Source organism: Streptomyces sp. NPDC111656, assembly GCF_055656965.1.
Window position 1 is genome coordinate 1 of sequence record NZ_JBVKCA010000031.1, and the last position, 24,465, is coordinate 24,465.

The window sequence follows — 24,465 nt, forward strand, 5'->3', positions numbered from 1 at the left end:
CACGACAGACGGTTGAACAGCCCCTCGGCATCACTCGACAGAGCTGGACAGACCCCCGCACCGCACCGCCTGCACACCTGCCTGGAAAAGGCGTCTGGCGTCGAGGACGGTGAGCAATCGGGCCATCGTGCAGCGCACAGTGCAGGCCGAGACACCGAGATGGTCGGCGATGGCGTCGCCGGTCAGTGATTCCTCATGTGGTCTGTCAAGCCGAGTGAGGGGTAGGCGGCGTGGCTTCGTAGCGCCGACCGTCGCGTAGCAGGGCCCAGAGAAGACGTTGACGCAGCGGCGGGCAAGGGCGAGGACGGTCGATGGTGTGCCGGGTGGGGATCGCCTGCACCATCTGGGCATGCGCGCGGGCGCCGGCGGGGGCGAGCGTGGCATGGAGGTCAGGAGCCGGCAGGCCACCTCGTTGGACCCGGTGAACACGCCGGGCGTGCGGGAGTACAGGTTGAGGGCGCCGAGCTCTTCCTCGTCGGTCTCGAGCAGGAAGCCCATCATGCTGCCCACCCCCAGGGCGTGGGCCGGGGGAGTGGAGGCCTTCCAGCGGGGCTGCTCGCGTTCGAAGGCCGGCGGTCCGCCGACGGCCCAGCCGCGCCGCAGCCAGTCGGCCTTCTGGCCGGCCCGCTCCGGGATTACCGCACGGATGCCCCGCCTGCGTCCGGTCTGGCGGATCGCCCGTGACGAGCAAGCCTTCTCCGCGATGACTGCGTCGGGGCACCGGCACCGGTCCGAGACACGCGCAACTTCTCCAACACCGCGTCGAATGTAGAGGTGCAGTCGGGCGAGCTGCCGCAGCCGAGGGGGCTGAGCGCACGCCCCGCTCCTGTCCGTCCTAGGCGGAACCGCGGGACTTGCGGTCGGGGTCTTCCTGGCGGCCGTCTTCGTGCCTGCGTCTTCTTGAGTGTATGTGTCGCGGAACTCCTCGCCGTCCAGGTCCTCGCGGGCCAGGGCGGCCATCAGCGCCGGCGCCCGTCGATCTCCTTTTGCGAGAGTCGACCGCGGGCGGGGTCTCCAGATCGGGCCGGGCGGACCAGGCCCTTGCGGCTCGTGCCTCCCCCGTGGCAAGTGGAAGGAAGACCGGGTCACTCATCCCGGCTCAGCGAAGTTAGCGGGGGTCGGGATGGCACAGCGCTCCACTTGGCGGTCGTCTCGGCCGGCCCCACGGCTGGGTCAGCCCGGCTTGACCGCCAGCGTCGCAAAATAGTTCGACATGTATTGAGCGGATGCGCTGGATTGGTGCGGCGCTTCCGCGAAGCCGGTGAGGACGAACCCCGCGGCGAGTTGCCCGCCGATCTGGTCGGTGAGGGTGTGGCTGTATTCAAGAGGGGCATCCGCGCCGAACTTCGTGGCGCGTTCCTCGGCGGAGTACTGCGTGACATCGCTGTAGGGCAGCTTGTGCACGACGATCAGCTCGCCGCGCTCGTCGAGCGCCTCGTGGTCGAACAAGTACACATCAGGGTTGAGGAAGCCCACGAGCAGAGTTCCGCCCGGTCGCAGGACGCGGAAGCACTCACGCCACACCGGTGCCAAGTCTGGTACGAATAGGTTAGAGACCGGATGGAATACGACGTCGAATGTTGCGTGGCCGAAGGCGCTGAGGTCGCGCATGTCGCCCAGGACGGTGCGCAGCTCGAGTCCGTCGCGCGCCGCCACCATCTGGTCCTGGCCGAGCTGGCGGGGTGAGTTGTCGAACACGGTGACCCGCGCCCCTGCGGCGGCGAGGATCGGACCCTGCTGGCCACCGCCGGAGGCCAGGCACAACACGTCCTTGCCGGTCAGGTCCGTCGGCAGCCAGGAGCGGTTGACTGGCTCACGCCCGATGAGAACAATCGACCAGTCGCCCATGCGGGCGCGCTCGACATCCTCAGCACTCACCGGCCTCGTCCACTCGTTGCCCTCTTGGACACACTTGTCCCAGGCTGCCCGATTGTGGGCAACGGGGTCGACAACAATGTCCTGCACGTTTAACTCCCTGCTCTAGCCAAGCGGACACCTGCGGTACTGACAGTTCGGTGCCGCTAGCCAACACGATTGCAGGGTGCGGGCTCAACGAAATTAGCGGGCATCGAGGTGTCCACGGGCTCGACGGGTGGTCGCGTAGCACGACCGTGCGGCCCTGATCGGCCACCGCCGCCCCGGCCGTAGCCCGTAATCGTGTGGTCAGCCGTTTACGTGGCGGTACTGGCGGGATCGACTCGGTGAACGAGCGACGCTGGCATGCCGGCTCGTCGCGCGCCAGCGGCGCTTGGCCCACACCAGCCGCGGTCGGCGGCCACCGACCGACAGGTCACGGGCTGGGTCACCCGCCGGCCCTTCGACCGCCTGGCCCGGGTGTCGCAGTCTGGGCAGTGGCGTGCCCGCTCATCAGCAGTGACCAGGCGCACCACCGGCCCGTCGGTGTCGTCGGCGACCCCGACCACGGCCAGGCCGTCAAGGCCCAACAACAGCGTCGTATCGTTTGCCACGTCCGTAGCTCTTCTGGTGTGATCATCTTGCTTCGACAACAACATGATCTACGAGAGCTGCGGGCATCTATCAGTCAGGGTCCACAGTGGAACCCCGTCCGGCGCTCAAACCCCCACCGATTTCGAAGAGTCCTCATCCCTTGTCCCGTCGCAACTCGCGCTGCATCGTTGCGACTTGTACGAGGAGTGCACAGTCGGCCGAGTGAAGTCAGCCAGGCGTGAAAGACATGAAGGCAGCCGTAGACCCGGGCCGGCTCTTTCGTGGATTCCTACAAGAGCCGGTCAGGTCTGCGGCGTTGAAAACTCCTATTACTGCGGCGGCAGTTGGCCTCAGCAGTACGGCTCCCAGAGCTCGTACTCCAGGGCATCGGAAACCGCGGGCGAGGAGTCGCGCAGGCGGGCGAGCAGGGCGCGGTTGTGCTCGCGGATCTCCTCGTCGTACCCGGCCAGCGGGCTGTCCTCGGACAGGTCCAGCAGCCACAGCGGCCGGAGCGTCGCGCCGCGCAGTGCCTTTCCTTCCGCGGTCTCGGTGCCCGCGTGAATCCAGCGCACTCCCGGGAGCCGCGCCGCCATGTAGTAGGTGATGTTGAAGTACTCGGCCGCCGACGCGAGTTGGTCGTGGTCGAGGCCGAGCCCCCGCAGGTACACGGTGTCGCCGCAACGGTAGTACAGGCAGAAGCCGACGGGCGGTTCGCCGGAGCGCGAGCACAGCACCACTTCGGCGCGCGAACCGGCGAGTTCACCCTGCTTGCGGAAGGACTCGGCCATCGGGGCCACGTCGACAGTTCTGCCGTAGCGCAGCAACGAACATGCCAGCAGCCGAGCGACGTCCTGCCAGCACTCGGCGAGCGTCCGGTGCTCCACCTCGTATCCGGCCTTCTCGAACTTCCGTATCTCGCTGCGGATACGGCGGGCCCGGTGCGCCGACAGCGATTCCAGCCAGGCGTGGTAGCCGCCGGGCGGGATCTCGATCCAGGCGTCGGTCTTCAGCGCGACCGGGGACGTCCGCACCCCCGCCGCGCGCAGCGCTCCCACGTCCTCGGTGGTCAGGTACATCGCCACGCGGGCGATCTTCGACTCCTCGTGCAGGGGTGAGCGCAGCGCGCGGACCGCGTCGAGCACCTCGACGGCGGCCTCGGTCCGATCGGTTCCCTCGCCGGTCAGCAGGTGCGCCAGGTAGCCGCGGCGCTGGCCGATGAGCAGGCCGCCCGGCTCGGGCGCCGGCAGGCCGCGCGCGGCAAGCAGGTCGTGCCACCGCAGGTCTGGGGTGGGCTCGTCGGTCACCGCCGCCACGGGGATCGCGGCCCGGCCGCCGCCCGGGGTCTCCACGTGCAGTCCGCCGGAGACCGACCCGGGGTCGAGGGCGCACGCTCGCAGCCACAGCGCCGACGAGTAGAACCTGCCGTCGGCGAGCCGGTCCCACTCGGTGTCCCCGAGCCCGCCGATGGCGTCGGCGAAAGTGTCCGTCGTGGCGGTCATGGCGCCTCCCGTAGTCTCGGCCTGACCGTGCCCGCGAGTTCGCTGCGCGATCGGACGCTGAGTGTGCCGAACATCATGCGTAGGTGATAACTGACCGTGCGAGGCCAGCGGTTGATGCGGGTGGCGATCTGTGGGCTGGACGGCCGGAACGCCCGCGGCGGCCCGACGGGCTCGTCGGGGCGTACGGACTCGCCGCGGGCCCCCGCCCGCATCGGTTCGGGTAGCGACTCCAGGACGGCCTGCCAGAACAGCGGTCGGGTGAAGACCAGCCGGTAGCCGACGCCGCCGATGACCCCGACATCGGTGGCCTCCTCCACCAGCGGCATCCCGGCGGGCTGCCCGAAGGGCTCGGCCGCCGCGCCGAGCTCGAACGCCTTGCCGCTGAGTGCGGCGAGCTGGATGACCAGCCCGCAGCGTGAGGAGATTTCGGCCATCAGCGGCAGGACCACCCCGTGCACCCGCTCGGGCAGGGCCCTCGAAGAGCAGCCGGGCGTTTCCTTCCGCGGCGGCGAGCGCCGCGAGCGTGGGTGAGGTCGGAGTGCCGAGCAGGTCGGCGGTGAGTTCCCGCACCGTGTCTTCGGACAGCGGGCCGAGGGCCACTCGGGTGTGGGGCAGCGGCGGCTCGGGCGGCAGTGCGAAGACGCGCTCGACTTCGGGCCCCCGCGGCCGGTTCGGCGGGTCAGGTCCCAGACGACGGCGGCCGGAGAGGAATCTGAGATCAACTGCGGGAGTGCTGACGGCAGTTGCGCACCCAGCTTGTGCAGATCATCGACGGCGACCAGGACGGATGCCGCAGGGTCACTGAGCCCCCGCCAGACCCATGACAGGGAGGGAACCGAGACAACATGGGCCGTCGGGACCCGGAACCCCTTTGCCGCGCCTCGGCCGACAGCAGATGGCCCTTTCCGGTTCCTGAAGGACCTTCCACCAAAAGCAGGCACCTGGTGCCGCCTTCCTCCATCGACCGGATGCGTTCCACGGGCGCTTGCCACTCTTGCGGCATGGCCGAAAACAAACGTTCCCCGATGGCTGCAGAACTATTCTTTTTCGGGTGCTCAAGTATTCTAGTCCTAACACAGATGTTCTGTGTCCGCAGGGGCCGTTGGCCGACAATTGAGCCGCAATTGAGCCGCAAATGAGTCGCACTGGAGACCGGGGTGAAACAGTGACCCCTGCGAGCCGAGAGGCCCAGTCACCATCGAGCGGGAGCGGAGACCACATGTCGGCGGAGCGGGTAACAGCCCAGTACAACGAGGAGTTCCGCACGCCGGGCAGCGACTTGCCCACGGTCGCCCAGCACGTCAAGGACTTCCCGACGCTCGCACCCTGGCATGGCGAGTATTTGACCAGACCCCTCTTCGTCGCCGAGCGTGAGATTCGCGAATTCGCCGATGACCTGCAGCACCTTGTCGAAATCCAATTTTCCTTGCCGGACCGGATGTTCGGCGGCGATCTGGACGCATTCCGGTCGGTGCTCGGTATCAGCGACGGCCACTGGGAAGCGATACGGCAGTTCGGTGGTGACGTACTGCCACCCCGCTATGGCCGGGCCGACATGTACCACGACGGCACTTCATTCAAGCTCCTCGAAACCAATCTGGGGAGCGAGGCCGGCGGCTGGGCCCTCGCGAGTGAAATCTCCCGGGCGACGATGGAGGTCGCCGGCTTCGCCGGCTTCGCGCGCCGGAACCGGCTCGGCTATGTGCATCCCGTTCGCGCCGTGGTGGAGGCGCTGCGCCGCTTCGGCGCCCGGGTGGCACCCGGGCGCGACCCGGTGGTGGCCATGCTGGAATGGCGTGGCGGTCTGAAAGACTACGGCGAGCTCGCGCTCAACTTCCAGTCCGCACTGCGCTCGGCGGGCCTCGACATCCTGGTGGCCGAGGTCTCCGACGTGCACGAACGCGGCGGGGCGCTCTACCTCGGGGACACGAAGATCGACGTGGTCTACCGCACCTTCGTCCCGGACCAGATCGCCGAGGAACCCGATGGCTGGGACGTGGTCGCACCCCTGCTGCGTGCGTATCGGGCGGGAGGGACGCTGCTGTGGACCCCGTTTTCCAGCAACATGTTCGCCAACAAGGCCGGAATGGCGCTGCTTTCGGACCCGGCGCGGCGGCGCAACCTCAGCGAAGACGAGTGCCGGCTCATCGACCGGGTGCTGCCCTGGACCCGACTGATCAACACTGACGTGCTCAAGACTGACACCGACCTCGTCGACGAATGCCTGGAGCGGCGCGAGCAGTTGATCCTGAAGGTCAACGCGCGCGGCGGCGGAGTCGGCGCCGTGGTGGGCTGGGAAACGGACGACGCCACGTGGCGGCGGGCTCTGGAGAACTCCGCCGCCGAAGGATGTGTCGTACAACAGAGAGTGATCCCCCGGCCTGAGCTTGTGGTGGACCCGGTATCCGGGGAAACCGAGGAATGGCACGCGGCCTATGGCATGTTCTACACGCCGCATGGTTGGGCAGGCGCATATGCCAAGGTGGTACCGGCCGGTTCGGGCAGCATCATCTCCATCGCGGCACATGCCAAGGCGTGCAGCGCAGCCGTCTTCCATCAGAGCGAGCTGGCCGCCGGGGGCGAAGTGCCTGCCGCGGGCGAAGTGCCTGCCGATGCAGCGAAGTAAAGAGAAGTCATGATGCCGCAGCATTCCCCCGCGCCTTCGACGTGGCGGCGGATTCGGACGGCCTGGGGTCTTCCGGACCTCGCGGGAAAAGGCCGATTCGTCACGGCCAATCTGATCGACAGCCTGGGAAACGGGTTGGTGGTGGCGTTCACCGTCGTCTTCTTCGTGAAGACGACGTCGCTGTCACTGGTGGCCGTCGGCACCGCGCTGACCGTCGGCCAGCTGCTCGTCCTGCCCTTTCCACTCTTTATCGGGCGCCTGTTGGACAAATGCGGTCCGCGCACCGTGGTCGCTGCGGGTAACTGGATTTCGGTGGCCGGATTCATCGGTTTTCTGTTTTCGCACGCGGTCTGGCAGATCGTGCTGTGGCAGTTCGTGGTGCAACTGGGTTCCACCGCCTTCTGGATGGGCAACAGTCCGCTCACCGTGCTGGTCGCCCGGGGCGTCGAGCGGGCCCGCTGGTTCGGCTTCGTCCGTGCCCTGCGCAATGTCGGCGTCGGTTTCGGCGGCGCCGCGTCCGCGGTGGCCCTGAGCATCGGAACCGTCGCCGGGCTGCGGGCGGTCATGGTGATCAACGTGGTCACCTTCGCCGTCGCAGGCTGGCTCGTGATCACCTTGCGGGGCGCGGACACGAGCGAGGCGGCCGGCGCCGGGCCCGCGGAGCCGAAGCCCGCCGAGCCGGAGCAGGCAGCGGGCGAAACCACCGGACGACCCTCGGGCGGCTATCGCACCGTGCTGAAGGACACTCGGTATCTGCGGCTGGTCGCGACGAACATCTCCTTCGTCTTCGCCTCTACGGTGATCACGGTGCTGCTCGCCGTCTACGCGGTGGACAACCTCGATGTCGGCGCCTGGATCGTCGGTGTGATCGTCGTGCTGAACGCGGCCATGGTCGCGCTGCTTCAGACGCTCGCCAGCCGGTGGATCGAGGCCCGCAGGCCGGTGACGGTGTTGGTGCTGGCCCTGCTGTTCAACGCGGCGGCGTTCGTCGTCTTCGGCACACTGCTCGTGCTGCCCGGCTGGGCGGTGATCGCCGGGCTGCTGATCGCGATGGTGCTCTACACCGTGGCCGAGATGCTCAGCTCGCCGCCGACCAGCGAACTGAGCGTGGTGATGGCGCCCGAGCATCTGCGGGGCCGCTATCTGGGCGTCTACCAGCTGTCTTGGTCGGTCGGCGGTGCCGTCGCCCCGGCGCTGCTCACAGCGCTGTTGGAGGGCGGTGCGGCGCTACCCTGGGTGTTCCTCACCGCAATCAGCGTGCTGGCCGTACCGCTCGTGCTCGGGCTCGACCGGCGGCCCGCGGCCACGAGCGAGGCCGCACCGGCCGGGGACGTCGTCCCCAAGCAGCAGCTCGACGGCGACCCCGTCGGCTGAGCCTGCCCCCACGCCTGTTGAGCGCGCACCGCGCTCGACGCCGACCGCCGCCCGGCAGCACACCGGGCGGCGGTCGGCCCGCTGGAGAACATCGTGATGTCTTCGTAGTTGGCCTTGATGCGCGGCCGGTACAGGTAATCCGCGATGGTGACCGGCCGGACAGCCCCGGCAACGGCATCTTCCTCCGCGGCCGTGAACCGAGCCGACTGCGGCTCCGGCATGGGAGTGCGGCCAGCCGCCGGACGAGCGTCCCGGTCGGCACGCCAGGCCTTCCTCTTGGCGCTCAACAGCTCGCGTCGCTGGTGGGCGAGGCGTTCCTCGACCAGCAGTCGGCAGGTGGAGCGCAGCGCCCTGGCGGCGATGTCCCAGGCTTGGTCCCCCTGCCAGGACACCCACGGGTGCAGATCCAGATCGAGGGGGCGTCCGTGGTCGGCGAGGAAGCCGTCGGCGTCGGCGAGCCGGGTTCCGGGAGCGGCGGCAGCACGTGTCCACGGTGCGAGCTGCCTGGGAGGTCCACAGGTCCAGGCAGCGGCGCTTGGTGGGCTCGTGCACCTGCGGGCGGGACCCGCGTTCGGCGACCAATGAGGGCCTGCGCGCAGCCGAGCGACGGCGCCCTCCAGTCCTGACGCCTCGTCACCCAGGGCGAGTTCGCGGAAAGCGCGGACGTAGGAGGTAGGAGGCGTGGGTGCGGAAGCTCCGCGTCTGTTCGCTGTCCGGCACCAGAGAAGGAAGAAGAATGCGTGCCACGCCTCATTGTTCCCGATGGTCACGGTTGTCCACCCTGCCGGTGGTGCCGGAGGTGTGCTGGGGGAGTCCAGTCCGGACCCGTGCAGTTCGGGCCGTACCAGGCACAGGTAGTTCTCCTGCACGCCGACCGGCTGCTTCTTCTTGATGTGCGACTTTCAGCTCGCAGGTCACACCGTCGTGGACGACGTCGGTGATGCCAAGACCCTGCCGGGCGCCCCGGCCGCCGAGCGGCGGATCCTGTTTCAGACGTACGACGCCCTCGTCGTGGAAGCGGGCCTCGGACACGTACTGGCCGCGCCGGAAGAGCTGGTCATAGGTGAGCTCGGCGGCCACGGCGGTGACAGCGGCCAGGAGCCGGCCGAACGCCTGCGGGCCCGGCTCGCCGTCGGTGAATTCCCGGACCTTCTCGTGCAGGGCGAGCAGACGGAGATCGACCTGGGGGAGTGCTGTGACCGGCCCGGGGCGGTCTGGCTGGCACTTGACTGCTGTGCGCCGTTGCCGGATGACGCGGTGAAGGCCAGCGTGTTGTCGGAGACGCTGTCGATCTGGAGCTCGTCCACGCCTGCCGCGCCGTCGAGCTCGATGGTGTCCCCGCTGGTCACCTCGACCTGACAGGTGTTGTGGAGGCAGGCGCTGAGGTCCGTGCCGTCGCTCTCCTGGCCGGCCCCGTCCCCGGCCCCGTCCGATGACGAGGACGAAGCGGGAGGCGAGTCAGGCGATGTGGGGGCGTCCGAGGAGCAATCCGAGGGAGGCGACGAGGGCGAGTCGGTCGCCCCGGCAGAAGCACCTTGCGCGACGGCCTCGACCGTCTTGGCAGCGTCGGCGAGCCCGGCGCCGCAGCCCTCCTCGCACCTTCCGGGAATCGGTCGCGCGTTGGCCTGGATGGCCGTCTCGATCTCCGCGGGTGTCAGGTTGGGGTTCACGGAGAGCATCAGGGCCGCGAGTCCGGAGATCTCCGGGGCAGCCTGGCTGGTTCCCATCTCGAAATGGAAGTTCTCCTCAGCGGGAACAGTCTTGCCGGAATTGAGGGTAGAGAGGATGCCGTTTTCGGGGTGGCCGTTACTTGTGTCACCACCAGGGGCCGAGATGTCCACGACACTGCCGAAGTTGGAGTAGAACGCCTTGTCGCCCGCTCGGTCGGTGGCGGCGACGGTGATGACGTTGTTGCAGCTGGCGAAGTCGAACTTGCCCGCATCCAGCGGCGCGGGACGGTTGCCCTGATTGCCGGTGGCGACGACGATCGTCGAGCCGCGCTGGACGGCTTGGTCGATGGCCGCCTGCATGGGTGGAGTGCACGGCGCCTCCGAGCCCAGGCTCATGTTGATGACCTGGGCCGGGGTCTGGTTGTCGGGGACACCGTCGACGCTCCCCCCGGAGGCCCAGGCGATGGCATCGATGATGTCGGAGTCCGGCGTGATGCAGCCGCCCAGCACGCGTATCGGCTCAACCTTCGCGGCGGGCGCGACCCCCACGATCCCCTTGCCGTTGTCGACGCCTGCCACGATCCCCGCGACGTGGGTGCCGTGCCACGAGGACTCTGTGGAAGTGGCCTCGTTTGCAGGGCACTGGCCCTCCTTCGCGAAATCACCCGGATCGGAGGAGTCGCTGTCGCGACCGTCACCGTCGTTCGCGTTGTCCTTGTTCTCCCCGCTCTCGTTGGGGCCGTGGTCGGAGATGAAGTCGAACCCGGGGACGATGTTGGCATCCAGGTCGGAGTGCTTGGCGATTCCCGTGTCGAGGACGGCGACCGTCACCCCCTTGCCGGTGGAGACACGCAACGCGTCGGGCACGTCCAAGCCGGCCTTGGGTTCGGACAGGTTCCACTGCTTGGAGGTGAGGTCGCTGCCGTCGGACGGCAGGTTGGACTGGGCTTCGTCAGGGGGCGACTCGATGTCCGAGGTCGGCACCAGGGCGTCCGGCACGACGTAGGCGACCTCCGCGTCGGCCTGCAACTGGTTCATGACCTTGATGACTTCTTTGGCCGGCTGTACTCCGCCCAGGTTCACCAGAGCCGCGCCCATGCTCAGACGGCGTTCGTACGACAGCTTCTCGCCGGTCTTCGCGGCCGCGGCGCTGATGCCCTCGCGTACTGCCTTCTCCGAATGCGTCTCCTGCGCCTTCGACTTGTAACCGACGATCAGGCCGGACGCGGGCTGGATCCCCGTTGTGGCGGATTTCGGCAACGCGGAGGCACTGCCGGACCCGGAGGAGTTCTCCCCGGCCATGGCGGCGAATACGGCCCCGCCGAGGAGTGTCACACCCAGCACGGAGGCGACGAATATTCGCCCGCGCCGGGACTTTCGGTGTGTACGCACTGTCTGCCTTTCGAGCGGACCGGATTCGGGCATGCCGAACCCGGGTTGGATGATGCTGGTGTCTGGCCCGGGACGACTCTCGGCTGCCCAGTGCGGTCGGGCTCCGCCGTTACCGGCGGGGAGGAGGATGGCCCTGACCGCACTGGGTTGGGTGTGTTCCCGCCCGACGTCACTGGAGCGGTGAACACACGCGCCGCGCCCGGCGTGCTGCGGCCGTACGATGACGCTTCATCCTTCTTGCACCGTACGGCCCGGGGATCAACAGCACGCTTGGCCGTGCTTCGAACTTATGCCTGACGCAGGGCAGTTACCTATGCGTGATGTCGAATCACGGGTACGTGATCAACTGCGCGGACTACGGGTGGACGGCTCCGTTGTGGGGCCGCACCGCACCCCGTCAGGACCTGGATGTGCCGCTTGGCCTGGGGGTTTGTGCTCGTAGGTGCTCGTGTTGTCGGGTGTTGTGGATGTCGGCGAACCCCACCGATCCTGTGACGCCTCGGGTACGTCCTCGGCGCAGAGGTCAATGCCGGGTCGTGATCGAAGCAGGATGCGGGTGCGGGGGAGGCGAAATGAGGTTCTGCCGTACTTGGCTCGCTTGATGTCTTGATGCGGTGGACGTGGCCCTCGACGATGCCCGAGCTCCACGGGAGGGTGAGCCCGGCGGTGACGGCGTCGAGATCGGGGCGCAGGGACTGCGCGAAGGAGCGGAGTGGGGGTGGTGCGTCGCGTTCGGCCTGGTGTACCCACTCCAACAACTGGTAGCCGCGCCGGTGGTGGAGCAGATTGTGGATGGTCCGGGCTCGGTCACCTGCTCGCGCGATGTCGGGGCATGCCAGGCGTACGCCCAGGAGTTGTTTTCCTCTCGGGCTTCAGAGCGCCGCCCTGCCGGCGCAGGTTCCCACCGGGCGCCATCGCAGAGAGAAATGCCGGGGCATGGGCCGGGACCGGGGCCAGGGCGATTCCGGCGATGATGAGGGACAGCACCGACTTGCGCAGTCGGAACAGGACTGCTCAGGAGGGTTGTTTCCCCCGTCTCTTCCGGGCTTCTTCGGAGCGGAGGCGCCGGGTGACGGTGTGTGTACTCATCGTTATTAGGTATCCGTAGGTTGATCCTCCTGCTTGTAGCAGCAGTGCAGCGGCGGTCATGGTCGGAGCGATGTTCTCGCACAGCACATCAGCGACCACTCCGGGAGATATCGGCATGGCCATCATCGACGGCCCTCACCTCGTCGTGACCGACCGTCCGCGCCAGGGACCTGCAGTACGGCCGGGGCGGACGAGGCCTCGGGCTCTGCTCATGACCAAGGCGGTGGCCGCCGCCGTACCGGAGGCACGTCGGTTTGCACGCTGCGCTGCACTGCGGTGGGCCATTCCTGACGAGTCGAGCGACACGCTGTCGCTCATCGTCAGTGAACTGGTCACGAACGCTGTGCTTCACAGCGGCAGCGCGGACGTCACTACGCTCCTGGTCTTCGACGGCGTCGCCGTGACCGTCGAGGTCACCGACTTTGGTCGTTGGCTGGTACGCGACGCCAACCGCCGTATGGCAGAGGACGGAGGCGCTGCCTTCGGACGGGGGCTGGACCTGGTCAGGGCCTGCACCAACTGGTTCACGATTCATCCGTCCCCAGAGCGCACCCGCGTTGTCGCCCATCTGCCGGTCGAGAAGTCTGGAGCAGATCAGTGACAGACAGACGTTCAGGCTCGGCTGTCACCCGCCTCTCTGACGCGGAACTCGCCGGTTCCTTGAAAGACCAGGGAGCCGATACTGCGGTCGAAGAACTGTATCGACGCCATCGATCGGCGGTCTTCTCCTATGCCTCCGCCTGTTGCAGCACGCCCCGCAGTGCCGAGGACCTCACCTCGCACGTGTTCCTCAAAGCCTTCCGCGCCGTGGCGTCCGGGAGGGGCCCCAGGGCCGCCTGGCGGCCGTACCTGCTCACCACCGTCCGCCGCACGGCTGCTGAATGGGCAGGTACGATCCGCCGCGCCGAATTGACACCTGAATTCGTGCAGTGGCTGGCCGACCTGCCCGAGCACCTGGAGTCCGAGAGCAGTGAGGCGCGCATGCGCCGCCTGGAAGACAGCAGTCCAGTCCTGCGGGCGTTCCAGGCGCTGCCCGAACGACGGCAGACGGCCCTGTGGCACACAGAGGTGGAAGGGGAATCGGCTCAGTTCATCGGTTGCCTGCTCGGCCTGGACGACAGTGTTGTCGCCCCGCTTGCTGCCCAGGCCCGGGACGGTCTGCGGGAAACCCGTCTGGGCGCACTCGCCGACCACGCAGGCGCCGATGATGAGTGCCGCCGCTACATCCCCATGCTCGGCGCCGTCGTGCGCCACACGGGGCGTCGCAGGACCGAGGATTTCGACCGGCACCTTTCGGAGTGCCAACGCTGCGCTGCTGCACTGAACGACCTCACCGACCTCGACGAGAACCTGGGCTCGGCTCTGTCGGCCGCGGTGCTGCTGTGGTCCAACAGGGCGTATGTGGCGTCCAGGATGACCGCAGCCGACGTCGGCCTCAGCAGTGCGGCGAAAACGTCCGCATCAGGACGTGACACTCTCACGGGCAGTGACACGAGGTGGCGATCATTCGTCTCGGTCTCCCCGCTCCGCTCGGGTGCTGTCGCCGGCGGCATCGTCGCCGCCGTGGGACTCGCCGCCCTTGCCCTTCCCATCTGGTCGGACGCTTGGGGCGGGGCTGCCCCTTCAACGGAGACCAAGGTCGTGCAGACCCGCACGGTTCGCGCTGAACCCCCACGGGTCACCGTCACGGCCAAGCCGTCTGCACCCAGGTCGTCGCGTGCGCTCGAGCCGCACACCGCAAAGAGATCGCGTACAGCATCCGCCGAACCGCCCGCCTCCCACGGAGCGCGACTCGGCATCGTCACCTGGTCGGGAACCCTCCGCAACAAGGGTTTCATCGCCCAGTGCGTCGAGCCCCTCGGTGCGCAGGTCGTCCAGAACACATGCGACGGCAGTGCGAGGCAAACGTGGCAAACCGTCGCGGTCAAACGGAATCCCGGGAACAGCTGGCTGCGCAACAGCGCCACTGGCCGGTGTATCGACTACAGCCGAAGCGTTCAGAGCGTGCACGACAACGCCAACAACCTGGCTGTCGTCATGGATTCCTGCCGGGCATCAGGAGAAGGGCAGTTGTTCCACTTCGACCCGTTCTGAGACGGCAGCGACGGCAGCTACCTCGTGCGCGCCGAAACCAGTGACGGGAAGCCTTGGAACGCGATGCAACTCGGCATGCTCGACTGGGCCGTGGAGGACAGCCCGCCGCTCGCTACGAATGCCACCATTGTGCTGACGTACAACTATTACAACAGCCCACAGCTCCGCTACTTTGTTGAGGGTCTGGCGCGCGGTTCAGGATATTAGCCGTACATTCCCGCGGTGCGAGGGCAGTGGGACCGCCTCAGTGAAATACCACCGAAGCCCGGTGCCTCAGCGGTCCCCGCGCACCCTCAACTGGGCCGACTGTGCCAATGGGCGCCACTGGCCTCGATCGGAAGGCATCCTCGATGCAACTGCTCTTGGGTTTGCGTCCGTTAAAGCAACCGCTTTCTGACGCAGCCCTGATGCTCGCTGTACGCAAGGGAGAGGTCGATTCCTTTCGCTATCTCTATCGCCGCCACTACGCTGCCATACAGGCTTACGCCTTCCAATGCATGGCCAGCCCATTGCATGCGCAGGAGGTGACGGCACAGGTTTTTGCCGGCCTGCTGCAACAGGCGCTGGCCGGTGAGTCCCTTATCGAGCGCCGGTATCCCGGCCTCCTGCGAACTCATCTACTGGGGAACGTCCGGACGACTGCCACCATGAGCTGGCACCGGGAACCCGAAACGCTGGCACCGGAATTCCGGGACTGGGTCGCCGCGGGATCCCGGTGGCCCTGGGGCGAGGACGGGCAGTTGACGGTCGCATTCGAGCGCCTCCCCTTGCGCGCTCAGCGCCTCCTGTGGCATTCGATGGTGGAACGGGACACTCCCACGTTGATAGCCCGGATCACGGGGCTGGCCCCCCACGCGACTCCGGTTGCGTGCGAAGACGCCAAAGACGCGCTTCGCGAGGCTCGTATGGGCCTTTACCTCGAGCGGCTTGAGCGTCAGGACTGCAGGGACGCAATACGACGTCTCGCTTTGCGATCCGGGGTTCCAGCGGATGAGGAACTCGAAGGCCATCTGCGTATCTGCCGCTCCTGCGTGAGCGTCTACAAGGACGTGGTCCGGCTGGACTCGCAGTTTGAAGCGCAATTGCCGGTCCGGTTGTTGGGCTGGTGGACCGGCGAGCGGTATCTGCGAGCGAAGGCCGCCATTCCCGTGCCACTGGGCGAACCACCGTTCCTGGCAAGGCTGCTCGAGCGAGCCAAAGCTCATACCCCAACAACACCCCCTGGTACACCCAGGGCTACGACGATCGGGGACTGGAGGCACCGGCGAGGAGGCCGACCATCCCCGCTCGTTGCTCACAACTTCCTGGCCGATGTCCCCGCAGAGCCATCGGACGGACCTCCAGCCCCGCCGCCCGCGGCACCGAGGCGCCACCGGAGGAAGAAGCGTGTGTTCGTGCCTCGTAGCTCAGGCGCCACCATCGCAGCTGCGGGCTTCATGGCCGGCGTCGGCGCAGGCATGCTCCTGCTGGCGTCGTGTGAGGGACAAGGACCCGCTCAGTCGCCCTCGCGCACCGTGTCTGGGGTGTCGCATGATCCGGGCGTTCCTCCGACGCCGCCTGCATCCACCTCTCCGGAACTCTGGGGTGTGAGATAGGGATCCGGTGGGAGAGTGAAGGTCCCACACGGTGGCGTCGTGCCATCGAGGACGGGGCCGGGTGCTCGATGGCGCCGCCGCGCACCCGCGACCGGACTGGCGTGCCTACACTCCGGTGGTGCGCTGCGGCCCCACCTCCTGAGCCAGCTGGAAGCCGCCTGCATCGCCGCCGACGACCTCGAAGGCGGTGGAGGAGGCGTTCCCTCAGCACCCGGACGCTGACATCCTCCCGGTACGAGGTGCCGCGGCTGCCGCCCCACCCGACCGCCTTGCCCGTGCTTTTCCCGTTGGGGCATGCGCTGACCAAGGGGCAGAAGGCCCGGACGTCGTGGATCCACTACGGGGCGCTCGCCGGGATGCATCAGTACATCGACTTGGACCGTGCCGCCTCGGCGGAAGGGTTCCGATGGCGGCCGCCCGCACGGCTGGGCACTCCCCTCCTGGTTGAGGCCCCCGACTGGGAGAGAGCCCATCTGAACGGGGAACGCAGATCGTGGCGGCAGCTGCGGCCCGCGGAACGGATGTGCCTGGTCACCCCGGAGGGGCAATCGCCCCTGGTGGGCCTGCAGTCCACGGGAAAGCCCTTCGGGGACTGGTCCACCGTGTTCCGTCGAACATCGGTGAGGATCCGTGAGAGGTACGAGCCGAGATTCCCCACCACGGCCTCGCACCGGCTCAGGCACACGATGGCCATGGCCACGCTCGAGCAGCTGATCAAAGGGTTCTACCGGCAAGCCGCTGCGCTGGTCGAGGACACCGGTGACGACGCGGCCCTGGCTCTGTACCTGATCAAGTCCGATCCGATGCTGGTGCTGCGTGACCTGCTCGGACATCAGAGTGTCCAGTCGACGGAGCTCTACATCGCGCGCCTGGACGTCACTCGGCTCTACCGGAACGCCTACAAGGACGCGCTGGCCCGACGGCCCCCCTCGGCCGCGGCCGAAGCAGACGCCGAGCTCGACGATGAGGAGGATGCCCGGTGACCGCGACCGTCATCGATGCCCCGCTGGCTGTTCGGTTCATACTGCGGAACGGCCGTTCGTGGACGGCGGACTTGGAGGGACTGCCCAACCCGCACCTCGCCCGTGACCTTGCGGTCGGTCTGGCGGAGAATGCGCATCCGCATGGAGGCATCGGGGCGCGGAACACGGCCAATTTCTACGCGATCTCGCTGCGGCAGATGGTGATCTCCCTGTCCGCTGCCGGGTTCGATGGCCCCGCCTCCGAGCTGACCCGCGGCGCCTTGATGCAGTTCTGGCTGACCACGCGGTACGACCGCGAGGTCCAGACACGGATGCTGCTCAAGGGCTGCGACACCGTCACCGGTGCGCTGCACCCCGAGGTCCGCGAGTACATCGCCGGCAATCCGATCCAGACGGAGAAGGCAACGCGTCCGCACCGCGCGTACACGGACGCGGAGTGGTCGCGCCTGGAGGCGGCGTGCAAGGCCGTCGTGCAAAGCAGCCGTTCCCGGCACAAGGAGGCCGTGGCTCTGGCCGAGTTGGGCGCCGAACCTCGGTTTGAGGGGCGCATCACCGAGGCCGATATTGCATGGCTCATGCGGGGCGAGGGCCCGATGGCCTACAACCCGGACTTCGTGGAGCGCGTGGGAGGTGGTAAGTGGAACCGCTCGCGCCGCCGGCTTGTGCAGGAGGTGCGCGATGGGCTCTTTCCCAGCGCACACACGCTGATCGCCTATCAGACGCTCTTCGGCATGTACTGCGGCATCGTGTCGGACGGGATCGACGGACCGGGTCTCGATGACATCGAGTGGGCCGGCGACGCGACGATCTTGCTCAGCTACGTCAAGGGACGGGCGGCGAAGGAGAGCTTGAACCTGCCCAAGCGGGCGGTACGGCTGCTGGAGCACTCCGCTCCCTTGAGGGTCTTCGCCGACGACCAGCTGCGCGAGTCACTGTGGATCGCGCAGGACCTCGCCACCGCTATCCGGGTGACGGGCCCGCCCGCTACGGGCAAGCCTCGCCAGACCTTCGTCAAGGAGGTTGGCGCGGTTGCGTCCATGGAGATGGTGTACGGGTTCGACCTGATCCGGGGTTTGCTCCGGCATCTAAATGGTGCCCGCATAGATGAACGGTCACCGGCTGATCTTCGAAGTGTCGAAGCCTCGAAGGAGATCAGCACGATGACCGCACCTGGCAGTCTGCCCCTGCACGCCCTCGCGGAAGACAACCTCGCCGCGGCGAGTCCCGATCTGCTGCGCGCGATGGTCAAGATGTTCGCCGACGCACTCATGTCCGCGGAGGCCGACGGTCTCTGCAACGCCGAATACGGGCAGGTCAGCGACGAACGCGTCAACCACCGCAACGGATATCGCCCACGCGAGTGGGACACGAGGGCAGGCACGGTCGAGCTGGCCATCCCCAAGCTGCGCCAGGGCAGTTACTTCCCGCACTGGCTTCTCGAACGGCGCCGCCGGGCCGAACAGGCCCTCATCTCGGTGGTCGCCACTGCCTACCTGTTCGGCGTGTCCACCCACAGAGTCGAGAAGCTCGCCGCCTCCCTGGGTGTCGCCCAGTTGTCGAAGTCCCAGGTCAGCACGATGGTCAAACACCTGGACGAACAGGTCGCAGCCTTCCGCAACCGGCCCCTGGACGCCGGGCCGTATGCGTTCGTCTGGGCCGACGCGCTGACCCAGAAGGTCCGCGAGGGCGGCCGGATCATCAACGTCCACGCGCTGATCGCGGTCGGCGTCAACTCCGATGGCCACCGCGAGATCCTCGGCCTGGACGTCGCCCTCAGCGAAGACGGCGCCGGCTGGCTGGCCTTCCTGCGCTCCCTGGTCGCGCGCGGTCTGTCCGGAGTCCAACTCGTCGTCTCCGACGCCCATGCAGGCCTGGTCAACGCGATCGGTGCTGTGTTGCCCGGCGCTTCGTGGCAGCGCTGCCGCACGCACTACGCTCGCGCGCTGCTGAGCCAGGTTCCGAAGTCGGCCCAGCCGTGGGTGGCCACGCTGCTGCGGACCGTCTTCGAACAGCCGGACACCGACGCCGTGAAGGCCCAGATGCGGCACGTTCTGGACGCGCTGGAGGCCAAGTTCCCTAAAGCCGCAGCCCATTTGGACACCGCCCAGCACGACGTGCTGGCGTTCACCGCATTCGCGCGTGAGAGCTGGCGGCAGATCTGGTCCAACAACCCGCAAGAACGGCTGAACAAGGAGATCAGGCGTCGCACCGACGTCGTCGGCATCTTCCCCGACCGCACCGCCCTGATCCGCCTGGTCGGTGCCGTGCTGGCCGAACAGAACGACGAGTGGACCGAAACCCGCGATACATGGGACTCGACCTGCTGGCCAAGGCCCGCCTCCACCCGATCGAGTCAGAAACCAACGAAGCCGACCTGCCCACCGAACTCACCGCATACCTCAAAGACGAGATCACCGAGTGGCCGTCAATACACCACTCCCGCGGACGTGACCCAGCGTCTGATCCCCGAGCGTGAGCGGGCCCTGCGCGTGGTCGCCGACCTCGATGCCGCCGTGTCGGAAGGGACGGCGTGACGTGCCGCGGCTGAACGCTCAGGACAAGGCCAGCAACGAAGCGGCCGTACGGGCTGCCATGGAGCGGATCCTGCGGGGCGACCTCCCGCCCGGAGCCAAGGCCGATCTGAAGACCCTTGCCGAGCTCGCAGGGGTGACCCGCACCGGCTTCTACGCGAAACGCAACCGTGACGGCACGAGCCGGCCCGTCGCCTACCAGCACCTGGCCGAGGAGTTCATGACCCGTGTCCAGGCGCTGCAGGACGCGGGCGAGATCATCGACCCCCGCGCCGCACAGCTCGAGCGGCTCAAGATGCAGAACGCCGAGCTCACGGACAGGGTGGCCCGTCGGGACGCCGAGGTGGCGAAGCTGACCGAGTTCCGGACTCTGGCGATCTCGCGGTTGGCTGCCCAGTACGACGAGATCGAACGGCTGCGCTCACCACTGACGCAGCAGGCCGGGGCCTGCGACGTGGTCACCCGCCTCGCTCCGCGCCCGTCAGGCGCGGGGAACGCGCCATTCGGGTCCTGCAGCTGACTCAGGCGGCGCACAGAACTCCGCAGGGACGATGGACGAATTCGCCCGCGCCAGGCACTCGTACGATGGATCGGTGCTCAGATGCTCGGGCTGGTGGACGTCGGCGTTTCCTGGCGGGTGATGAGACCGGAGGCGGTCACCGCCGCGGTGCGGCGTACCAGGTCGGTGAAGTCGATGCGCATGCCGGCCAGTTGCGGGTCGGAGGCGTAGGCGGCCTGCACCGCCTCCGACGGGCGGCTGCACGGCCAGGCCGTCATCGCCATCAGCAGAGTGGTCTCCACCAGAGCCACCGAGCCGTCGATGCCGAGCTCCGGCAGGTGCCGGTGCACGAGTCGTACCAGCGTCTCGATGGACTGTCGTGCGGCGAGCTTGTGGCCGATGGCGACCTCGGCGGAGATGTTGTGCTCCAGCACCGCGGCCTGCGCGCTGAGCAAGTCGCACAGCACCGGCCGCTCGGCCATGGAGGCGGCCAGGAGCTCGGCGAGATGGTCCCCGCGCTCGCGCGGCGTGCCCTCGCCGGGCGGCACGGTGGCCTCCAGTGCGGTGATCCAGTCCTTCACCTCGGCGTCGAGCAGGACGAGCAGGACGGCCTCCCGCGACTCGAAGTAGCGCAGCACGTTCGCCTTGGCCAGTCCGACGCGTCGGCTCAGCTCGTTCAGGCTCAGCTGCGCGACCGGCATCTCGGTCAGCATCCCGGCTGCAGCCTCAAGGATCTGCTCGCGCCGCTGGGCGCGCTGCTCGTCGGTACGTGCTCGCTGAAAGGCCATATCCCTATATTACATACCGCCGGTACTTTGTTAAGTGACCGGAGGTACGTTACGGTGAAACGGAGACAAGATACCGGCAGTACGTAAAAGGAGCCCGTCATGTACCAGATCCCTGACCAGCGCGGGAAGCTCGCCGTCGTCACCGGCGCGAACAGTGGCACAGGCAAGGCCGCCGCAACCGCCCTCGCCGCAGCGGGAGCCACGGTGATCCTCGCTGTGCGCACCGTCGCCAAGGGCGAGCAGGCCCAGCGCGACATCCTCGCCGCCCACCCCGGCGCCCATACCGAGGTACGCCACCTCGACCTGGCCGACCTGGACACCGTCCGCACCTTCACCGACGGACTGATTGCCGACGGCAGGCCGCTGGACCTGCTGCTGAACAACGCCGGCGTGATGATGCCCCCGGTGCGCCACGAGACCAAGGACGGCTTCGAGCTGCAGTTCGGCAGCAACTTCCTGGGCCCCTTTGCCCTCACCATCCGCCTGCTCCCGCTGCTGCTCAATGCCCCCGCGCCGCGCGTGGTGACGATGAGCAGCGGCCAGGCCGCCCGCGGCACCATCAACTTCAACGACCTCAACGCGGCCACGGGCTACAAGCCGATCCCCGCCTACGCGCAGTCCAAGCTCGCCGACCTGCTGATGAGCCAGCACCTGGCCGACCTGGCCGTGCAGAACGGGTGGCCACTGCTGTCCACCGGCGCACACCCGGGCAGCGCCCGCACCAACATCGCCGCCAACGGCCCGACCATGGGCGGCCGCCCGCCGCTGCTCCTGCAGATCCTCGGCCGCCTGGTCCCCTCGCAGGATGCCACCGGCGGCGCCCAGCCGCTGCTGCGCGCCGCCACCGACCCGGACGCTCAGCAGGCCGCCTACTACGGGCCCCGCTGGTCCATGGTCGGCCCGCCCGTCGTGGCGAAGCTGCCGCGCACGGCGGCCGACAAGCAGGTCGCGGCCCGGCTGTGGGCCGAAGCCGAGAAGCTCACCGACGTCTCCGTGCCCGCCAGTCTCTGAACCTCACGAGCCCGGCCCGTTCCGCACCCCGTCAGCCACCACGACCCCGTCGACAGGACACCATGCCTGCTCAGATCTGCGCGCACCGCGCGAGAACTCTCGCCGGGAGCCTCCTGCTCATACTCAACCCGCTCCTGTACATCACTGCGGAAGGAGTAAGCGCGGCAGCCTGGAGCCATCCCGCCTACCGCTACAGCTTCAACGCGATCAGCGACCTGGGCGTACCCAGCTGCGGCGACCTCGCCGGACATCCCGTCTGCTCTCCGCGGCACGCGGTCATGAACACCGCCTTCATCACCCACGGCGTCCTGTTCGCCGTCGCCGCGATCCTTCTCGCCCCGCTGCTGGCGAAGCGGCCGGCCCGCCGGGTCCGCATCCTTGGCGTCGTCACCGGGGTCGGCCTGCTGCTGGTCGGCACCTTCCCCGGCTCTCCGGAGGCGGTCGCCGACGGCACCATCGCTCTGCACACCTCCGGCGCCGCGCTCGCGATCTTCGGAGGCAACCTCGCCGCGGTCGCCGCAGGCGTTGGCCTGCGGCGAGCACACCAGCGCCTCGGCACTGCGCTCCTCGCCCTGGGAGCCGCCGGGATGCTCAGCGTGCTGGTCATGTTCGTCTGGGCGGCGATCGTCGCCTCCTCCGGATTCATCACGGGGGTCGCGGTCGCCGAACGCACGTCGGTCTACACGATCATGGCCGCCGAACTCCTCGTCGGCATCGCCGTGTTCACCGCGATACGACGGCGACCGACACAGCGCCGGTGCCATCGACAGGAAAGGAGCATCACAGCATGAAAGTAGTGGTCTTCGGCGGGAGCGGCCTCATCGGCGACGGCTTCCTCCAGGAGAGCCTGCGGTCCGAGGACGTCACCGAGGTCATCAACGTCGGACGGACGCCGTTGAGCCTGACGCACCCGAAACTACGGCAGGTCCTGCACCACGACTTCCTCGACTTCACCGCGATCACCGGGGAATTGAACGGAGCGGATGCCTGCCTCTGGGGCCTCGGCGTCTCCTCCGCCGGCCTGAGCCCGCAGGACTACGAACGCATCACCCACGACTACACCGTGGCCGCGGCGCGCACCCTCGCCGCGGTCAACCCGGAGCTGACGTTCGTCTACGTCTCCGGCGGCGGCACCGACAGCACCGAGCAACGCCGCAGCCGCTGGGCCAGAGTCAAGGGCGGCACCGAGAACGCGGTCATCGCCACCTTCCCCAACGGGTACGCACTGCGCCCCGGATTCGTCCAGCCCTCCCACGATCAACGATCCAAGACCGCGGTCTACCGGTGGGCCAACACCCTCGTCACCCCGCTCGTCCCGCTGCTGCGGCTACTCCGGCTCTCGCCCCGCCTCATGACCAGCACCGCGCAGCTCGGCCAAGTCGCACTGCACCTCGCCCGCCGCGGCTACGCCCGCCACGTCCTGGAGAACCGCGACATCGTCACCGTGGCGACCCTGGCGGGCAAGCATGAATGACAGCGGACGCTCGGTGCAGATTCCTGCGTCCGGCCCCGTCGATCTGGCTGGTCATGCTGAGCAGCTCGCTCCGCCTGCCCCCACGCTTCGCTCGTGGATGAGCACCATCTTCGGTGTGGCCAGGGGTAGTTGGCGTCCAGCTCTTTTCGTTACCGGGGTCTCGGCCGCGATCCCGCTGGCGGCCGTGGAACTCGCATGGGGCCTCACCGAGGCCGCCGGCTACCGCACCACCCGCTCGCTCCCTGACGTCATCGCCGCCCTGGGTGACCCCGCGGCCGTCCCACTGACCGCCGTCCTGCCTGCGGTGCTCTGCTGCTCCTCGGCGGGCTCTACGCGTTCGTCGTGCCGGGGATCTACCTGCTGTTCGCGCTGTCCATGTTCAGCTTCCCCGTCCTGTTCGAGCACAGCCGCCGCCTGCTCATCCACTCGTTCGCCCTCAGGCACCGGCGACCTGGACGGGCCCTCGCCCGGTGGGCCGCCCTCGCAGTGGTGACGGTCGCCTTCGAGGCAGCCTTGAGCCTGGCTTTCGGCGCCATCAGCGTCGTCCTGCTCGGCGATCAAGGATATGGCGCCGCCGGACACGGTCTTGGTGGCGCACTCATCGACAGCGTCCACACCGCGGTCGGCGCACCCACGTGGGCTCTGCTGGTCATTGGGCTCACGGTCACCCATGCGGACCTGCGTCACCGACTGTTCATGATCACGTCATGAACTCGACCGGCCCCCAACCTTGCAGCATGTGGATCGACATCCTCCTTTTGGCGGAGCTTGCGCGGGGACCGAGGCACGGCTACGAACTGCGCCAGGAGATCGAGGCAGCGACGGGTCACACGCTGTCGAACAAACTCCCTCTACCCCCGGCTGCGCCGGTTCGTGGCGGCGGAGACCGTGTCCCGACGCGCCGAGGAGCATGAGGGAACACCGCCCCGGCACGTCTACTCGATCACTGGCGTCGGCCGTGTGCCGCTGCACGACATGCTGGCCGAACTGCCGGAGGACACCGCCGACAACGGGCGGGAGTTCATGGCGCGGGTGGTGAACTTCGGCTGGCTCACCCCTGAGGAACAGCTCCGGATCCTGGACGCCCAGGACCGCAATCTGGCCCGCAAACGGGAGAACGTTGCCAGACTCGCGTCGTCGCGGACGGAGCCGTGGAGCCGCCGGGTGCTCGACTACGGGATGGCACGGCTGGACACCGACCGGGCCTGGGTGGCCAACGTGCGCACGGAGGTTGCGGCGAAGGCGGCGGCAACGGGCCCGGGCGGAGGCGACGACAACCCATGAAGGCCGGGCAATGCCCCTCCCTGGCCGGGACGCAACGCAGGTCACCGAGCCCCGAGGATGACAGGCGTTAGTCCCGTAGTACTAAAGGGCTGCGCCGGAATGGGAACC

At 68.0% G+C, this 24,465-nt stretch carries 19 protein-coding genes and 1 pseudogene; 14 read left to right on the forward strand and 6 right to left on the reverse strand.

Going from position 1 to position 24,465, the window contains the following annotated elements; translation table 11 throughout:
- Nucleotides 1-189 (forward strand): hypothetical protein (locus tag ACZ7M3_RS47180; RefSeq protein WP_472072176.1); only part of this gene is annotated, 189 nt, incomplete at its 5' end.
- Between the two features lie 984 nt (nucleotides 190-1,173).
- On the opposite strand, the gene ACZ7M3_RS47185 is transcribed toward ACZ7M3_RS47180, so the two are convergent.
- From ACZ7M3_RS47185 to ACZ7M3_RS47195, 3 genes are all read right to left on the reverse strand, one after another.
- Nucleotides 1,174-1,965, reverse strand: coding sequence for a class I SAM-dependent methyltransferase (locus ACZ7M3_RS47185; protein WP_472072178.1), 792 nt, complete (start codon nucleotides 1,963-1,965; stop codon nucleotides 1,174-1,176).
- Between the two features lie 833 nt (nucleotides 1,966-2,798).
- Nucleotides 2,799-3,947: a GNAT family N-acetyltransferase gene (locus ACZ7M3_RS47190; protein ID WP_472072180.1), complete on the reverse strand. Its 1,149-nt coding sequence runs from the start codon at nucleotides 3,945-3,947 to the stop codon at nucleotides 2,799-2,801.
- A complete protein-coding gene (locus ACZ7M3_RS47195; protein WP_472072182.1) occupies nucleotides 3,944-4,381 on the reverse strand; it encodes a hypothetical protein in 438 nt (145 codons plus the stop codon). The genes ACZ7M3_RS47190 and ACZ7M3_RS47195 overlap by 4 nt, the downstream gene beginning before the upstream one ends.
- Nucleotides 4,382-5,166: 785 nt before the next feature.
- Here ACZ7M3_RS47195 and ACZ7M3_RS47200 point away from each other — a divergent pair.
- Complete coding sequence (locus ACZ7M3_RS47200) at nucleotides 5,167-6,573, forward strand: hypothetical protein (protein ID WP_472072184.1); 1,407 nt, start codon at nucleotides 5,167-5,169, stop codon at nucleotides 6,571-6,573.
- A 9-nt stretch (nucleotides 6,574-6,582) separates the two neighbouring features.
- Nucleotides 6,583-7,947: an MFS transporter gene (locus tag ACZ7M3_RS47205; protein ID WP_472072186.1), complete on the forward strand. Its 1,365-nt coding sequence runs from the start codon at nucleotides 6,583-6,585 to the stop codon at nucleotides 7,945-7,947.
- A 989-nt stretch (nucleotides 7,948-8,936) separates the two neighbouring features.
- Here ACZ7M3_RS47205 and ACZ7M3_RS47210 read toward each other — a convergent pair.
- Nucleotides 8,937-11,009 carry a S8 family peptidase gene (locus tag ACZ7M3_RS47210; protein ID WP_472072188.1) on the reverse strand — a complete coding sequence of 691 codons (2,073 nt, stop codon included), beginning with the start codon at nucleotides 11,007-11,009 and terminating at the stop codon, nucleotides 8,937-8,939.
- A gap of 1,204 nt (nucleotides 11,010-12,213) precedes the next feature.
- Here ACZ7M3_RS47210 and ACZ7M3_RS47215 point away from each other — a divergent pair.
- From ACZ7M3_RS47215 to ACZ7M3_RS47225, 3 genes are read left to right on the forward strand one after another with little or no spacing between them, the layout of a single operon-like run.
- Entirely contained in the window at nucleotides 12,214-12,699 is a 486-nt protein-coding gene (locus tag ACZ7M3_RS47215) for an ATP-binding protein (protein WP_472072190.1), read from the forward strand.
- The gene (locus ACZ7M3_RS47220) at nucleotides 12,696-14,192 is read left to right on the forward strand and encodes a sigma factor (protein WP_472072192.1); all 1,497 of its coding nucleotides are present in this window, start codon (nucleotides 12,696-12,698) and stop codon (nucleotides 14,190-14,192) included. The genes ACZ7M3_RS47215 and ACZ7M3_RS47220 overlap by 4 nt, the downstream gene beginning before the upstream one ends.
- A gap of 24 nt (nucleotides 14,193-14,216) precedes the next feature.
- Complete coding sequence (locus tag ACZ7M3_RS47225; protein ID WP_472072194.1) at nucleotides 14,217-14,399, forward strand: hypothetical protein; 183 nt, start codon at nucleotides 14,217-14,219, stop codon at nucleotides 14,397-14,399.
- A gap of 170 nt (nucleotides 14,400-14,569) precedes the next feature.
- Here the strand turns inward: ACZ7M3_RS47225 and ACZ7M3_RS47230 are convergent, their stop codons facing one another.
- Nucleotides 14,570-14,809 (reverse strand): hypothetical protein, encoded by a 240-nt coding sequence (locus ACZ7M3_RS47230; protein ID WP_472072196.1) that lies wholly within the window; start codon nucleotides 14,807-14,809, stop codon nucleotides 14,570-14,572.
- 1,253 nt (nucleotides 14,810-16,062) lie between these two features.
- Here ACZ7M3_RS47230 and ACZ7M3_RS47235 point away from each other — a divergent pair.
- From ACZ7M3_RS47235 to ACZ7M3_RS47245, 3 genes and pseudogenes are all read left to right on the forward strand, one after another.
- Complete coding sequence (locus ACZ7M3_RS47235) at nucleotides 16,063-16,770, forward strand: hypothetical protein (protein WP_472072198.1); 708 nt, start codon at nucleotides 16,063-16,065, stop codon at nucleotides 16,768-16,770.
- Between the two features lie 1,160 nt (nucleotides 16,771-17,930).
- Nucleotides 17,931-19,165: pseudogene (locus ACZ7M3_RS47240) on the forward strand (IS256 family transposase); the annotation flags it as partial.
- A gap of 140 nt (nucleotides 19,166-19,305) precedes the next feature.
- Nucleotides 19,306-19,821, forward strand: a complete 516-nt coding sequence (locus ACZ7M3_RS47245; RefSeq protein ID WP_472072200.1) for a hypothetical protein — start codon at nucleotides 19,306-19,308, stop codon at nucleotides 19,819-19,821.
- A 77-nt stretch (nucleotides 19,822-19,898) separates the two neighbouring features.
- Here ACZ7M3_RS47245 and ACZ7M3_RS47250 read toward each other — a convergent pair whose 3' ends face one another.
- Nucleotides 19,899-20,588, reverse strand: coding sequence for a TetR/AcrR family transcriptional regulator (locus ACZ7M3_RS47250; RefSeq protein WP_472072202.1), 690 nt, complete (start codon nucleotides 20,586-20,588; stop codon nucleotides 19,899-19,901).
- 99 nt (nucleotides 20,589-20,687) lie between these two features.
- On the opposite strand from ACZ7M3_RS47250, the gene ACZ7M3_RS47255 reads away from it, so the two are divergent.
- The 5 genes from ACZ7M3_RS47255 to ACZ7M3_RS47275 all read left to right on the forward strand — a co-directional run bounded on the left by ACZ7M3_RS47255 (nucleotide 20,688) and on the right by ACZ7M3_RS47275 (nucleotide 24,357).
- Nucleotides 20,688-21,599 carry an SDR family oxidoreductase gene (locus ACZ7M3_RS47255; RefSeq protein WP_472072204.1) on the forward strand — a complete coding sequence of 304 codons (912 nt, stop codon included), beginning with the start codon at nucleotides 20,688-20,690 and terminating at the stop codon, nucleotides 21,597-21,599.
- Between the two features lie 62 nt (nucleotides 21,600-21,661).
- Nucleotides 21,662-22,390 carry a DUF998 domain-containing protein gene (locus tag ACZ7M3_RS47260; RefSeq protein WP_472072206.1) on the forward strand — a complete coding sequence of 243 codons (729 nt, stop codon included), beginning with the start codon at nucleotides 21,662-21,664 and terminating at the stop codon, nucleotides 22,388-22,390.
- Nucleotides 22,387-23,073 (forward strand): Rossmann-fold NAD(P)-binding domain-containing protein, encoded by a 687-nt coding sequence (locus ACZ7M3_RS47265; RefSeq protein ID WP_472072208.1) that lies wholly within the window; start codon nucleotides 22,387-22,389, stop codon nucleotides 23,071-23,073. Before ACZ7M3_RS47260 ends, ACZ7M3_RS47265 begins: the two co-directional genes overlap by 4 nt.
- 342 nt (nucleotides 23,074-23,415) lie before the next feature.
- A complete protein-coding gene (locus ACZ7M3_RS47270) occupies nucleotides 23,416-23,784 on the forward strand; it encodes a hypothetical protein (protein WP_472072210.1) in 369 nt (122 codons plus the stop codon).
- 177 nt (nucleotides 23,785-23,961) lie between these two features.
- The gene (locus ACZ7M3_RS47275; RefSeq protein WP_472072212.1) at nucleotides 23,962-24,357 is read left to right on the forward strand and encodes a hypothetical protein; all 396 of its coding nucleotides are present in this window, start codon (nucleotides 23,962-23,964) and stop codon (nucleotides 24,355-24,357) included.
- Nucleotides 24,358-24,465: the final 108 nt, after the last annotated feature.

Bases quoted from the DNA above. Each gene is read 5' to 3' on its own strand.
- ACZ7M3_RS47230 (WP_472072196.1), bottom strand. From the start codon at position 14,809: ATGAGTTCGCAGGAGGCCGGGATACCGGCGCTCGATAAGGGACTCACC.
- ACZ7M3_RS47250 (WP_472072202.1), bottom strand. From the start codon at position 20,588: ATGGCCTTTCAGCGAGCACGTACCGACGAGCAGCGCGCCCAGCGGCGC.
- ACZ7M3_RS47190 (WP_472072180.1), bottom strand. From the start codon at position 3,947: ATGACCGCCACGACGGACACTTTCGCCGACGCCATCGGCGGGCTCGGG.
- ACZ7M3_RS47200 (WP_472072184.1), top strand. From the start codon at position 5,167: ATGTCGGCGGAGCGGGTAACAGCCCAGTACAACGAGGAGTTCCGCACG.
- ACZ7M3_RS47255 (WP_472072204.1), top strand. From the start codon at position 20,688: ATGTACCAGATCCCTGACCAGCGCGGGAAGCTCGCCGTCGTCACCGGC.
- ACZ7M3_RS47265 (WP_472072208.1), top strand. From the start codon at position 22,387: ATGAAAGTAGTGGTCTTCGGCGGGAGCGGCCTCATCGGCGACGGCTTC.
- ACZ7M3_RS47215 (WP_472072190.1), top strand. From the start codon at position 12,214: ATGGCCATCATCGACGGCCCTCACCTCGTCGTGACCGACCGTCCGCGC.
- ACZ7M3_RS47205 (WP_472072186.1), top strand. From the start codon at position 6,583: ATGATGCCGCAGCATTCCCCCGCGCCTTCGACGTGGCGGCGGATTCGG.
- ACZ7M3_RS47195 (WP_472072182.1), bottom strand. From the start codon at position 4,381: ATGGCCGAAATCTCCTCACGCTGCGGGCTGGTCATCCAGCTCGCCGCA.
- ACZ7M3_RS47260 (WP_472072206.1), top strand. From the start codon at position 21,662: ATGCCTGCTCAGATCTGCGCGCACCGCGCGAGAACTCTCGCCGGGAGC.